Annotated in this window: 9 protein-coding genes; 6 read left to right on the top strand and 3 right to left on the bottom strand. The window is 43.8% G+C overall.

Features of this window, described 5'->3' with window-relative positions:
• Positions 1 to 7 precede the first annotated feature (7 nt).
• Entirely contained in the window at positions 8 to 670 is a 663-nt protein-coding gene (locus M1L62_RS28120) for a metal-dependent transcriptional regulator (RefSeq protein ID WP_254562971.1), read from the bottom strand.
• A 150-nt stretch (positions 671 to 820) separates the two neighbouring features.
• Here M1L62_RS28120 and M1L62_RS28115 point away from each other — a divergent pair, with 150 nt between their 5' ends.
• From M1L62_RS28115 to M1L62_RS28105, 3 genes are all read left to right on the top strand, one after another.
• Positions 821 to 2,170, top strand: coding sequence for an Nramp family divalent metal transporter (locus M1L62_RS28115; RefSeq protein WP_254562970.1), 1,350 nt, complete (start codon positions 821 to 823; stop codon positions 2,168 to 2,170).
• Between the two features lie 94 nt (positions 2,171 to 2,264).
• Entirely contained in the window at positions 2,265 to 4,208 is a 1,944-nt protein-coding gene (locus tag M1L62_RS28110) for a KUP/HAK/KT family potassium transporter (protein ID WP_254562969.1), read from the top strand.
• 108 nt (positions 4,209 to 4,316) lie between these two features.
• Positions 4,317 to 6,518, top strand: coding sequence for an alpha-galactosidase (locus tag M1L62_RS28105; RefSeq protein ID WP_374760329.1), 2,202 nt, complete (start codon positions 4,317 to 4,319; stop codon positions 6,516 to 6,518).
• Between the two features lie 75 nt (positions 6,519 to 6,593).
• Here the strand turns inward: M1L62_RS28105 and M1L62_RS28100 are convergent, their stop codons facing one another.
• The gene (locus tag M1L62_RS28100; protein WP_254562968.1) at positions 6,594 to 7,115 is read right to left on the bottom strand and encodes a phosphoribosyltransferase family protein; all 522 of its coding nucleotides are present in this window, start codon (positions 7,113 to 7,115) and stop codon (positions 6,594 to 6,596) included.
• 115 nt (positions 7,116 to 7,230) lie between these two features.
• Positions 7,231 to 7,938 (bottom strand): glutamine amidotransferase-related protein, encoded by a 708-nt coding sequence (locus tag M1L62_RS28095; protein WP_254562967.1) that lies wholly within the window; start codon positions 7,936 to 7,938, stop codon positions 7,231 to 7,233.
• 272 nt (positions 7,939 to 8,210) lie between these two features.
• Between M1L62_RS28095 and clpB the strand changes: the two genes are divergently transcribed.
• From clpB to M1L62_RS28080, 3 genes are all read left to right on the top strand, one after another.
• On the top strand, positions 8,211 to 10,817 hold the full coding sequence (gene clpB / locus M1L62_RS28090) for an ATP-dependent chaperone ClpB (protein ID WP_254562966.1): 2,607 nt from the start codon (positions 8,211 to 8,213) through the stop codon (positions 10,815 to 10,817).
• A gap of 234 nt (positions 10,818 to 11,051) precedes the next feature.
• Positions 11,052 to 11,603, top strand: a complete 552-nt coding sequence (locus M1L62_RS28085) for a type 1 glutamine amidotransferase domain-containing protein (protein ID WP_254562965.1) — start codon at positions 11,052 to 11,054, stop codon at positions 11,601 to 11,603.
• A 180-nt stretch (positions 11,604 to 11,783) separates the two neighbouring features.
• Positions 11,784 to 13,289, top strand: a complete 1,506-nt coding sequence (locus tag M1L62_RS28080; protein ID WP_254562964.1) for an ATP-binding cassette domain-containing protein — start codon at positions 11,784 to 11,786, stop codon at positions 13,287 to 13,289.
• Positions 13,290 to 13,318 lie beyond the last annotated feature (29 nt).

Raw genomic sequence — 13,318 nt, 5'->3', positions numbered from 1 at the left:
GTAAGTCTCATCGGCGTTGTACTAATAAATTTTTGGAAACCTCAAGACTTATAAACAACGTATGGTTTTCATTAATCTGTACAGACGCTGACTTATCATATTCGTTAATTTCTGTTATTTCTATCAAACAGCCAAGTGTTATGCCGGCTCTGTCCAAATGCTGAAGAAACGAGGGCGCGTGGTCAAGCACACCCATCATCCGCACTTTTTCACCAATCTGAGCTTCGGTCAATATGAAATAATCCGGCTCGGTAAGGTTCCCTTTTGCATCAGGGATGGGGTCTCCGTGCGGGTCAAACCGCGGATGTCCCAGAAATGCATCGAGTCTTTCCACCAGATGATCCGACGGGATATGTTCAAGTTCTTCTGCAATGTCATGTACCTCATCCCAGCCGAAACCCAGTTTCTCAACCAAAAACACTTCCCATAACCGGTGTTTACGGATTACATTGATGGCAACTTTCTCACCAGCTTCCGTAAGTCTTACACCCTGATACTTCTTGTAATGTATCAATCCTTTCTCTGCGAGCTTGCGCAGCATATCCGTAACGGACGCAGCGCGGGTTGAAGTACTTTCCGCCAATGCGTTTGTACTCACCTCTAGCCCTTCACGCCCTGAAAGAGCGTGAATAATTTTCAAATAATTTTCTTCTGTGAAGGAGTTCTGCATCGTATGTTTATCCCAAAACCTCAATATTTCAGCAAAAGTACAATTTACTAATCGTATTTAAAAAAATTTAGATTAACCTAAAAATAGATTTAAAGTTTTACATATCTTTGTTTTCAATAAACCAAATTGTTTATTTTAGACATTCGAAAAATGTTTGACAATTTAATAGCCAAGGATTCATTGCTTAAAAATATCACGGACGACTCCAATAAGCTTGCTTCATTATCGGAAGTACATTCTTCAATCGAAGTGCCGGAAGGTGCTGGTTTTTGGAAAAAGTTAATGGCTTTCACTGGCCCGGGACTCATGGTTGCCGTCGGATACATCGATCCGGGCAACTGGGCTACTGATATTGAGGGGGGTTCCCGTTTTGGCTACACATTGCTGACCGTTATTCTGATCTCCAATTTGTTTGCCATGTTATTGCAGCACCTGGCGCTGAAACTGGGTATTGCCTCCGGGCGCGATCTTGCACAGGCCTGTCGTGATTACTACTCCCGCCCCGTTTCAATGGTATTGTGGGTGCTGTCAGAAATTGCCATCGCAGCGACAGACCTTGCCGAAGTGATCGGGTCGGCCATTGCGTTAAATTTATTATTCGGTCTGCCTTTGACCGTCGGAATTGTCTTTACTTCACTGGATGTACTGCTCGTTTTATATTTTCAGCAAAAAGGTTTCCGGATTATTGAAAGTATCGTGGCGGCACTGATGAGCATCATTTTGTTAAGTTTCCTATACGAAATGATCGTTTCGCAGCCATCACTTCCGGGTATTTTAACAGGACTTTTGCCAAAAACAGAAATCGTCACCAATCCCGGAATGCTTTACATCGCTATCGGTATCCTTGGCGCCACCGTGATGCCTCATAACTTATACCTGCATTCAAGTATCGTCCAGACCCGGAATTTCAAACGTGACGAAACAGGGAAAAGAAGCGCGATCAAGTTCGCAACCATTGACTCTACCCTGTCGCTCGGACTTGCCTTTTTTATCAATGCCTCCATTTTAATTCTTGCAGCTGCGGCCTTCCATCAAAATGGCCACAAAGAAGTCGCAGATATCACCGACGCCTACCACCTGCTTGACCCGGTTTTAGGGGTTAGCCTGGCCGGAATTTTCTTTGCACTGGCCTTATTGGCGTCCGGACAGAGCTCCACACTGACAGGAACACTCGCCGGGCAGATCGTTATGGAAGGATTTTTAAATATTCGTCTAAAACCATGGCTGCGGCGACTGATCACACGAGGAATTGCTATCGTTCCGGCACTGATCGTAACCTCATTTTACGGTGAAAAAGGTATGGCCGAATTGCTGGTTTTCAGCCAGGTCATCCTCTCCCTTCAATTGAGTTTTGCAGTAGTGCCTTTGGTGCTTTTTACGGCAAACCGCTCCATTATGGGGAATTTTGTAAATTCAAGAAGCATGACAATCCTTAGCTGGGTTATAACGCTAATTATCATATTATTAAACGGTTACCTCCTTTTCCGGACACTTTTTTAAGTATACGTAACTTGGGTTAAATTAAATTTCGGCTTACAAGTATCTACTTTGCCTGCGGTTTCCTAACTTTCGCCGATTTTAAGAAACGAAATGAATGGAATCCAAACACAATTTTGACAAAATTTCTGCTGCCGGTATTCTTATTGCATTCGGAATTATTTATGGTGACATAGGTACATCTCCGCTTTATGTAATGCAAGCCATTATCGGCAAAGAAGTAATCACAGAAGAAATAATTTACGGTGCACTTTCTTGTATAGTCTGGACACTGACCCTGCAAACCACTGTAAAATATGTAATCCTGATTCTTCGTGCAGATAACCGGGGTGAAGGAGGGATTTTTGCACTCTACGCACTTGTTCGTAAACACGCCCGCTGGCTTACTGTTCCGGCTATTATCGGGGGAAGTACATTGCTCGCTGATGGTATTATCACACCGCCTATTTCAGTTTCATCTGCCGTTGAAGGACTCCGCATTCTTTACCCGAACATCCAGACTATCCCCATCGTAATCGCGATCCTTACGCTTATTTTCATGATTCAGGCCTTCGGGACTAAAATCGTGGGACGTGCATTCGGGCCAATCATGATCACCTGGTTTTCAATGCTGGGCGTTTTGGGACTATATCAGATTTTGGATCATCCCGGGATTTTCAAAGCCTTAAACCCGATCTACGGTTACGATCTGCTTACAAAACATCCGGGCGGATTCTGGATGCTTGGCGCCGTTTTTCTTTGTACCACGGGGGCAGAAGCACTTTATACGGATCTTGGACACTGCGGCCGCGCAAACATACGGATCAGCTGGATTTTTGTTAAAATATGTCTCGTTCTGAATTATTTCGGACAAGGTGCATGGCTGCTTTCAGAGGTTGGTAATTTGCTTGACGAACGTAAACCATTCTACGAAGTAATGCCCGACTGGTGGTTGCTTCCTGGTATCACGATCGCCACATCAGCCGCTATCATAGCCAGCCAGGCTTTAATTTCAGGATCTTTCACGTTAATATCCGAAGCCATTCGTCTGAATTTCTGGCCGAAAGTTCGTCTTGTTTATCCAAGTGATCAAAAAGGACAGTTATATGTGCCGAGCGTCAACTGGCTTTTGTGGCTGGGCTGTATGGTCGTTGTATTTTATTTTAAAGAATCTTCCAACATGGAAGCCGCATATGGTCTGGCCATCACGATGACGATGGTCATGACAACGATTCTTTTCTCCTATTACCTCTACTTAAAACGGGTAAATCTCTGGATCGTGATCGGTTTCATGCTGCTTTACTTGTTCATTGAAGGTCTTTTCCTTGGTGCCAACTTATTGAAATTCACACACGGCGGCTGGTTCACAATTCTGGTGGGCGTATTGGTTGCCGGTTTGATGACCGTTTGGTTAAGAGCATTTTACATTAAGTTACGTTTAACGGAGTACACAAAGCTGGAATCCTATCTTCCGGCCCTGCGTGAGTTAAGTCGCGACATCAGTATTCCAAAATATACCACACACCTAGTTTTCATGACCAACGCGTCGCGTGTTTCGGAAATTGAAACCAAAGTGATTTATTCGATCTTCCAGAAGCGCCCCAAACGTGCTGATATTTACTGGTTTATCCACGTCGACACCACCGATGATCCGTACACAATGGAATACAAGGTGAACACGATCGACGACGACGAAACGGTTATTAAAGTTAATTTCAAACTTGGTTTCCGGGTCGAGCAACGGATCAACCTTTTCTTCCGGAAAGTTGTGGAAGATATGGTGATGAACAAAGAAGTGGATATCACCAGCCGTTATGAATCGCTCAGCCGCCAAAATGTTACCGGTGACTTCCGTTTCGTTGTTTTGGAGCGTTTCCTTTCCTTCGAAAACGACCTGCCTTTCATTGAGCAAATGATCATGAAAGCCTATTTCTTCGTGAAAGACTTCACGACACCGGAAGACAAATGGTTTGGTCTGGATAGCAGTTCGGTGAAAATCGAAAAAGTACCGCTGATCATCCGTCCGGTCGAAAATGTCAAACTAAGAAGAGTTTACAGTTAGATCATCAGGCCTTTTTTATAACTTGAAGGACCAATATTTCTCAGTATGATTGAGAATATTGGTCCTTTTGTTATTTCATCCGTTTTTTCTTTATTAATCTTAACCGTTGTGCATAAAAAAATTGTCCGCGCCCTGCTTTTTGTCTCCATGGGAACAGGGGCCTTTGCCCAAAATCAGCCTGCTATTATCCCGATAGAAACCAGTCAAAATGCGCTGGTACTGCAAACAGATAGCGAAAACCATCTTGGCATTACCTATTTCGGTAAAAAACTAAGTAATACCGCAGAATATAAAAGCATCCCCCTACAAAGCCGCCAGCGCGACAGTAATGCGGGAATATACAATTCGGCCTACACCCCTTCCGGAACCTGGAGTGTTTCAGAACCAGCCCTTCAGCTTACGCACGGAGATGGGAATAAGTCACTGGATCTGGTTTATGTAAGTCATAAAACGACTAAACAGGATAACAATGTGAGCATTACCAGCATTGTCCTGAAAGATCCCGTTTACCCGGTGGAGGTAACATTATACTATAAAATCTACGCCGCAGAAAACGTGGTTGAGCAATGGAGTGTGATTAAAAGTGAGGAAAAAAATCCGGTAACCTTGCAGAAATATGCTTCTGCAAACCTTTATTTTAACGCAAAAGACTATTATCTGACACATTACAACGGAAGTTGGGCAAAAGAAATGGGACCGGAAGAAGAACTGCTGACGGCAGGCATCAGGGTATTGGATTCCAAACTGGGAACACGTTCCAATCTTTTCCAGCCACCAAGTTTTTCATTGTCTTTTGATAAACCTGCCACAGAAACGGAAGGCAAAGTTTTGCTGGGCACACTGGCCTGGTCGGGAAATTTCAAAATGGAATTTGAAGTAGATTCTCACCATAACCTGCGCCTGATTGCGGGAATCAATCCCTACGCGTCAGAATATCCGCTGGCTTCCAAACAGGAGTTTAAAACACCTTCATTCATTTATACTTTCTCTGAAAACGGGAAGGGCGAAGCCAGCAGAAATTTACATAACTGGGCGCGAAAATACAGGATTCTGGATGGTGAAGGATCCCGGCTTACCCTTTTAAATAACTGGGAAGCCACCTATTTTGACTTCAACGAAGAGAAATTATCGGAGCTTTTTAAAGACGGTAAAAAACTGGGTGTCGATCTGTTTTTGCTGGATGATGGCTGGTTTGCCAACAAATATCCAAGAAACAACGATAAGGTAGGGCTCGGCGACTGGCAGGAAAACGTTAAAAAGTTACCGCACGGCATCGGTTATCTGGTAAAGGAAGCCCAAAAAACCGGGATAAAATTCGGGATATGGGTGGAGCCGGAAATGGTGAATCCCAAAAGTGAATTGTATGAAAAACATCCGGACTGGGTTATTAAACAGCCTCAGCGCCCGGAACATTACATGAGAAACCAGCTTCCGCTCGATTTGTCCAACCCCGAAGTGCAGGATTTTGTATATGGTATTCTGGATAAATTATTTACCGAAAACCCGGATATCGCCTACATCAAGTGGGATTGTAACGCCATTACCTTCAATGCTTATTCGCCTTATCTTGAAAAAAGTAAACAAAAGCAGTCGCAGCTATATGTTGATTATGTGAAAGGATTGTATAAAGTCCTTGATAAAATGCGGGCTAAATATCCCAAAATCCCGATGATGCTTTGTTCGGGCGGCGGCGGCCGGGTAGACTATGAAGCGTTAAAATATTTCACAGAATTCTGGCCGAGCGACAATACGGATCCTTTGGAAAGAATTTTCATGCAATGGGAATATTCCTACTTCTTCCCCGCCATCACGCAGAGCGCGCACGTAACGGACTGGGGAAAACAACCGCTGAAATTCCGTACGGATGTTGCCATGATGGGAAAACTGGGTTATGATATTGTGGTAAGCCATTTGAATGAAAAAGACCTCAAATTCAGTCAGCAGGCAGTCTCGACTTACAACACAATCAAAGATGTGGTTTGGCAAGGCGACTTGTTCCGCCTGGTTGACCCGAAGAAAAATGAATACGCAGCGCTGATGTTCGCAACAAAAAACAAAAACCGTGCAGTACTTTTTTCGTATCTGGTGAACAACCGTTACGGAGCGGGCTCAGACACACCCTTCAGGTTACAAGGTCTGGATGCCACAAAAAAATACAAGGTTAAAGAATTGAATTTATACCCCGAAACGAAGACAGCTATAAAAGAAGATCAGGTTTATTCGGGAGAGTATTTGATGACGGTCGGTTTCAATCCGGCTGTAAATGCGAGAAGAACAAGCGTAATTGTTGAGCTACAGGCAACGGAATAATCTTATTTGAGTCTCCCCCCGATTTGCAATCGGGGGGAAATGGTTTCGCGTTTATAACGCGCTTCAATGGTTTTATTACTTTAAATAAACCCCCTCTTCCGACGGACGGCTCAGTATCACCTCTACTCTTTCGCTGATCGTCGTGCTCAAAGAATATCCCACATAATCCGCTGAAATTGGAAACTTATGGTGTTCACGGTCTACAATTACAGCCACCTGCACCTTTTTCATCTGAACTTTCAGAAACGGTTCCAGCGCAAATGCCAGGGTACGGCCCGTGTTCAGCACATCATCCACAACCACGACAACCTGGTTTTCCACCGGAACGGACTGGTCGTCAAAATGGATTTCACTTTGCTGGTTCAGGGACTTATCAAATTTCAGTTCGATCAGTTTTACTTCAAGCGGCGATATCGACCGCAGCTCCTGATTCAGTTTTTTAGCAAACTCATACCCCTCACCGGCGATCCCGGCCAGAATGATACTGCTTTCTTCAAAATTCTGTTCGTATATCTCAAAGGCAATCCTGCGGATTTTCTGCTGCGTTTGTAACGAAGTTAATATCTGCCGGTGTGTGATTTCGTTCGTATCTATCATGTGAATGTTGGGTTCTAAATCTCGGATTGTACTATAACTTGTTACTGTTTGTCTATTCTTTTGTAAAAATCCTATAATCTTATGTGACAACAAAAAATTATAGCATGTTTCACAATTATTTATTCGCTTCTGCAAAATTGACGATCCATTGGGCCACGGCTTTTTCTGCCGTCGGCAGTTCCAGACTCATGATACCCATTTCGACTTTTCGCTCTCCGATCCTGTCCACACGCAGTTCCATCAGTGCCTTATCATAACTTTTAGGAAATTCCGGGTGCGCCTGAATACCAAGCATATTTTTGCCAATCTGAAACATCGCGTGCGGACAATCCGGTGTCTGCGCCAATAAAGTACTTTCGGCCGGTAAGGTCAAAACCTGGTCCTGGCACATCATCAAAAGATTGAACGACGCCATAGCAGGACGCATCCAGCTTGCCTGTACAAGGGTTTCGAAAGGGTGAACGCCAACACACCAGCCAACCTCAGATTTTTGCACTTTTCCACCCAAAGCTTCGCCCAGCATCTGATGCCCGAAACAAACGCCTACGAAAGTTTTTCCAGTTTTGTGCAAATCCTGAATAAAGGTTTTCAGCCGTGTAATCCATGCTTCATCGTCATAAACAGAGAATTTCGAACCGGTGCATAGGTAAACATCACAGGCGTCAGCGGATTCGGGAAAATGGTTATTGCAAACATCAAAAAATTCAAACTTCCAGTGTGGGGCTATCGGGGCAAACAAGGCAGGGAACATTTGCCGGTAATCTCCCGCAATATGCAGTAATTCTTCGCGAACATGGTCGCATTCCAAAAGACCGATTTTCATTAAAATTTATCTTAAAAATTAACTTTTCCCGCAATTTCAGGCTCCAATATTTTGTTAAATTTATAACATTTAGGGCTAATTAAATAGACGGCGGAAGTGGAAACAGTTTCAGCCATTTCTGGTGAGCGTTTCACTAAAATCATCTCCCAAACTGACTATTTGACGTATACTCACCAAAAAACTTATCAAACAGCGACATAATTTCCGGTTTTTCTACCCGGCATACTGTTTGAGAAAGAATACATGTTACCAAATTTCAACTAAATACCGCCATGAACTTTAACCAATATACCATCAAGGCGCAGGAAATTATACAACACGCCGCCCAAATGGCGCAGGGAAACCAGCAGCAGGCTATTGAAACGGGGCACGTTGTTAAATCCATTTTGGAAGAAGATCCAAATACGTCGCAGTTTATTCTTAATTATTTAAACATAAGTGCAGATATTTTAAATAACCGTTTGCAAAAAATACTGGACAGTTATCCGAAGGTGACAGGTTCAAGCCAGTCTTTTCTTGGAAACGACCTGGCTGCTGCCACGGCCAAAGCACAGCAATATCTGAAAGAATTCGGCGACGAATTCATCAGTATTGAGCTTCTTTTATTGGGGATTGTAAGTGGAAAAGATTCCACAGCCGCCATGATGAAGGAAGTCGGGTTTAAAGAAAAAGAGCTTATTAACGCCATTAAAGAACTTAGAGGAAAAAATAACCCCGTGAAAGATCAAAACGCAGAAGCAAAATATCGTTCTCTGGAACGGTACAGCAAAAATTTAAATGAACTGGCAAAGGCCGGAAAGATAGATCCCGTTATCGGCCGGGATGAAGAAATCAGGCGTGTTTTGCAGATATTAAGCCGCAGGACCAAAAATAACCCGATTCTCTTGGGTGAACCGGGTGTTGGTAAAACGGCGATTGTCGAAGGACTTGCTCAAAGAATTGTTCAGGGTGATGTTCCGGAAAACCTTAAATCAAAAATTATCGCTTCCCTGGATATGGGTTTGCTGATCGCTGGTGCCAAATATAAAGGTGAATTTGAGGAACGTTTGAAAGCCGTTATCAAGGAAGTGACAGATTCGGAAGGTGAGATTGTGTTGTTCATTGATGAAATTCACACGCTTATCGGAGCTGGTGGCGGTGGCGAAGGAGCCATGGATGCAGCCAATTTGCTAAAACCGGCATTGGCCCGTGGCGAATTGCACGCGATTGGTGCGACCACGCTGAAAGAATATCAGAAGTACATGGAGAAGGATAAAGCTTTGGAACGTCGTTTCCAGGCTGTTATGGTCGACGAACCGACGATCCCCGACGCCATCAGTATTTTGCGCGGTATCAAAGAAAAATATGAATTGCACCATGGTGTGAGGATCCAGGATGACGCTGTGATTGCAGCGGTTGAACTTTCGACACGTTACATCAGCGACCGTTTCCTGCCCGACAAAGCGATTGACTTAATGGACGAAGCGGCTTCTAAACTTCGTCTGGAAATGGATAGCGTTCCGGAAGAGCTGGACGAGCTGAACCGTAAGATCATGCAGCTTGAAATTGAGCGCGAAGCAATTCGCAGAGAAAACAACAAGGAAAAAGAGTCGATTTTAAATAAAGAAATTGCTGACCTAAGCGAAAGAAGAAACAGTCTGAAAGCGCTTTGGGAAAATGAAAAAGGTAAGGTAAACGAAGTGCGTTCGCTGAAAGAACAAACCGAACAGTTGCGCCTCGAAGCTGAACAGGCTGAGCGCGCCGGGGATTTTGGCAAAGTAGCCGAGATCCGGTACGGACGTATCCCCGAAGTAAACAAACGACTGGAAGAATTGCAGGCTTCTGAAAATGAAGAAAGTCTGATGCAGGAGGAAGTTACGCCGGAAGAAATTGCGGAAGTTGTGGCAAAATGGACCGGTATTCCGGTGAGCAAAATGCTGCAAAGTGACAAGGAAAAACTCTTGCACCTGGAAGATCACCTGCATCAGCGCGTTGCCGGTCAGGAAGAAGCGATTACGCTTGTTTCGGATGCGGTTCGTCGCAGCAGAGCCGGTTTGCAGGATTCCAAACGTCCGCTGGGCAGTTTCCTTTTCCTGGGTCCGACCGGTGTTGGTAAAACAGAGCTTGGAAAAACCCTTGCGGAATACCTGTTCAACGACGAAAATGCGATGGTGCGGATCGATATGAGTGAGTATCAGGAACGCCATGCAGTAAGCCGTCTGGTTGGAGCGCCTCCGGGTTATGTGGGTTATGATGAAGGCGGTCAGCTGACTGAGGCCGTTCGTCGCAAGCCTTACAGCGTGATCCTTCTGGACGAGATAGAAAAGGCGCATCCGGATGTCTGGAATATACTTTTGCAGGTTTTAGACGAAGGTCGTTTGACTGATAACAAAGGGCGTGTGGCCAATTTCAAGAACACGATTATCATCATGACCTCGAATATCGGAAGTCATATCATTCAGGAAAAATTTGCCGAGGATGAAGGATGGAATCATACACTGGTAGTGGAAGAAGCGAAACAGGCCGTTTTGGATCTTTTGAAAGCATCGGTGCGTCCTGAGTTCCTGAACCGGATTGACGAGATCGTATTGTTTGAACCGCTTTCGATGAAAAATATCCGCAAAATTGTGGATATCCAGTTCAAAGGAATTCAGAAAATGTTGCAGGAACAGGGCGTAACCCTGGATGCAACCGACGAAGCACTGACGAAACTTGGCGAAGATGGTTTTGATCCCGCATTCGGTGCACGTCCGCTAAAACGTGTGTTGCAACGCAAAATTTTGAATGAACTTTCAAAAGGCATTTTAAGCGGTCAGGTCGCAAAAGACTCGGTGATTATGATGGAATTAAATGCCAATGGCGAGCTAATTTTTGAAAACGTCGGGAGCGTAGAGATTTAAATTTCTGAATAATATTTTTTGCCGCGGACAGCCAAAATTTATGGCTGTCCGCTTTGTTTTACCATGAAAAATTTGTAATTTAACAACAGAGAAATTCTGCACCACACTGTGGTTCGTTCACCACGTTCCAATTTCAATTAAGTCTTTTTGGGGAGCCTTTCGCACTGGCATATTATTTGTATTTATATATTTTATTAAAGAATATCCGGTAATAATTCAAAAACTATCCACAACATGGACTCGACATCAAATGCAATGAGAGTGGCTATTTTAGTAGCAGATGGATTTGAGCAGGTTGAAATGACTTGCCCGCGTGAAACTTTAAATCAGAATGGTGCGACAACCCATATAATTTCTCCCAACAAAGACAGTGTTAAAGGTTGGAACCATGTTGATTGGGGCGTCACACATAAAGTGGATGTGCCCATAGAAAATGCAAGAGCTGATTATTATGACGCTTTGGTTTTGCCTGGCGGTGTGATGAACCTTGATACCTTGAGAACAAATCCCAAGGTGGTTCAATTTGTCCGTTCATTTTTTAAAAATCATAAACCCGTAGCGGCAATCTGCCACGGTCCGCAAATCTTAATCGATGCAGATGTAGTACTTGGCAGAACGTTAACGTCGAACGCAGCAATAAAACTTGATCTTGAAAATGCAGGGGCTATCTGGATTGACCAGGACGTGGTCACTGATAATGGTTTGATAACAAGCAGAAAAACCGACGATCTTCCATCTTTTATCAGACATATGATGAAAGAATTTAATCTCGAACTTCATCAATAATATTTTATAAAGAATAAGTGTTACTTATACGTCTGTTATTCGCGTTAAACCGGATAGCAGACGTATTTTTTTATCTTATGCCAGTCTTTCGATTCCCGCCAAAGTTCACAATCTTTGTTAAATGAATGTAACCGGCAGCTTATACCACCGATTTTAGTAACACCGATTGAGTAAATGAGTATGAATCAGATAACACTTGAAAATGTTTTTGTCAGAAAATACGATACAACCGTTTTAAGCGGAATAAACTGGGAAATAAATACGGGACAACACTGGGCTGTTATCGGTCCGAATGGATCGGGAAAAACAACGTTGCTCGACATTGTTGCAGGAAAATGGCCGGTCTGGAAGGGCAAACTGCACTATGGATTTACAGGACCGGTTCGCGAAGCCATTGAATTTGTACCCAATGATTATTCCTTCAACCGCATCGTAAGCGCCGGTGCAGAATATTATCAGCAGCGTTTTCATGCCTATGAAGCCGAACGTGCTCCGACTGTGCGTGCCATTTTAACCGACCAGTTAAAACCGGTGGGAACAGTCAATGAAAATTCTGTGCATCTGGAACCTTCAAAGGTGGATCATACGCAATTGGAAAAAGTCAGTGCGCTGTTATCCATCACCCATTTACTGGATCACCCTTTTGTAACCCTGTCTAATGGAGAAACCCGCAGGATGCTGCTGGCCAAATCGCTTCTAAAACATCCAAAAATACTTTTACTGGACAATCCTTTCAGCGGACTCGACGTGCATTCACGGGAGGTTTTGAGAAATGCATTAAGTGAGCTTGCCTTATCCGGTGTGACCATAATCATCGGAACGATCGCAACAGAAATTCCGAGTTGTATTACCCACGTGTTGGAAATGAATCACGGCAGCATCGAAAGGCTTTCTCCGGTCACAGACTTTAAAACAACAAACCACCAGAGCCCGGAAGCTTTTCCCCAGCCAGATCCGCAAAAATTGGAACATTTCGGGGAACCCAATTTTATTGATTTTGAAACGGCGATTGACCTCCGGAATATCAAAGTAAAATACAACGAGGACGAGATTTTAAAAGGCATTAACTGGACGATCAAAAAAGGAGAGAAGTGGGCCTTATCAGGAGCAAACGGATCCGGTAAATCTACTTTGCTGAGCATCATTACGGCCGATAATCCGCAGCGTTTTGCCAATGATTACGACCTATTTGATAAGAAACGAGGTGGTCTGGGCGCTTCCATCTGGGATATCAAGCAAAAAATCGGACACGTTTCACCGGAGCTGCATTTGTATTTCCCGAAAAACACTACGGTTTTTAAAACCATCGCATCCGGCTTTTTTGATGCTACCGGAATATTTTTCAAAAAACTAACCGATGTCCAGGTTGAGCGTGTGCATGAAGTGGCGGAATTATTACATGTGCATCCTCTAATCGAAAAAGACTTTTCGCAGTTATCCAAAGGAGAACAAAGGTTGGTTTTGCTGGCAAGAGCTTTGGTGAAAAATCCGCCGCTGTTGATTCTGGATGAACCTTGCCAGGGATTGGATACCGTATCCATCGAATATTTTAAATCCGTTGTCGACTCAGTTTGCAAAACACCTGAAAGAACATTGATATACGTATCACACTACCTGAACGAAATTCCCTCATGTGTAACCCGGTTTTTGAAACTGGAAAAAGGAGAGGTTTTGGAGAATAAGTAGACCTTTTTAGCTTCCGTCGTTTTACGTTA

This window comes from Dyadobacter diqingensis, assembly GCF_024220585.1.
In the GTDB taxonomy this organism is placed as follows: domain Bacteria; phylum Bacteroidota; class Bacteroidia; order Cytophagales; family Spirosomataceae; genus Dyadobacter; species Dyadobacter diqingensis.
The sequence above is the reverse complement of the archived record's forward strand: the minus strand, read 5'-3'. Positions and strand labels throughout refer to the sequence as shown.

Coding starts and splice junctions, on each gene's coding strand:
- M1L62_RS28120 (WP_254562971.1), bottom strand. CDS start 670: ATGCAGAACTCCTTCACAGAAGAAAATTATTTGAAAATTATTCACGCT.
- M1L62_RS28115 (WP_254562970.1), top strand. CDS start 821: ATGTTTGACAATTTAATAGCCAAGGATTCATTGCTTAAAAATATCACG.
- M1L62_RS28110 (WP_254562969.1), top strand. CDS start 2,265: ATGGAATCCAAACACAATTTTGACAAAATTTCTGCTGCCGGTATTCTT.
- M1L62_RS28100 (WP_254562968.1), bottom strand. CDS start 7,115: ATGATAGATACGAACGAAATCACACACCGGCAGATATTAACTTCGTTA.
- M1L62_RS28095 (WP_254562967.1), bottom strand. CDS start 7,938: ATGAAAATCGGTCTTTTGGAATGCGACCATGTTCGCGAAGAATTACTG.
- clpB (WP_254562966.1), top strand. CDS start 8,211: ATGAACTTTAACCAATATACCATCAAGGCGCAGGAAATTATACAACAC.
- M1L62_RS28085 (WP_254562965.1), top strand. CDS start 11,052: ATGGACTCGACATCAAATGCAATGAGAGTGGCTATTTTAGTAGCAGAT.
- M1L62_RS28080 (WP_254562964.1), top strand. CDS start 11,784: ATGAATCAGATAACACTTGAAAATGTTTTTGTCAGAAAATACGATACA.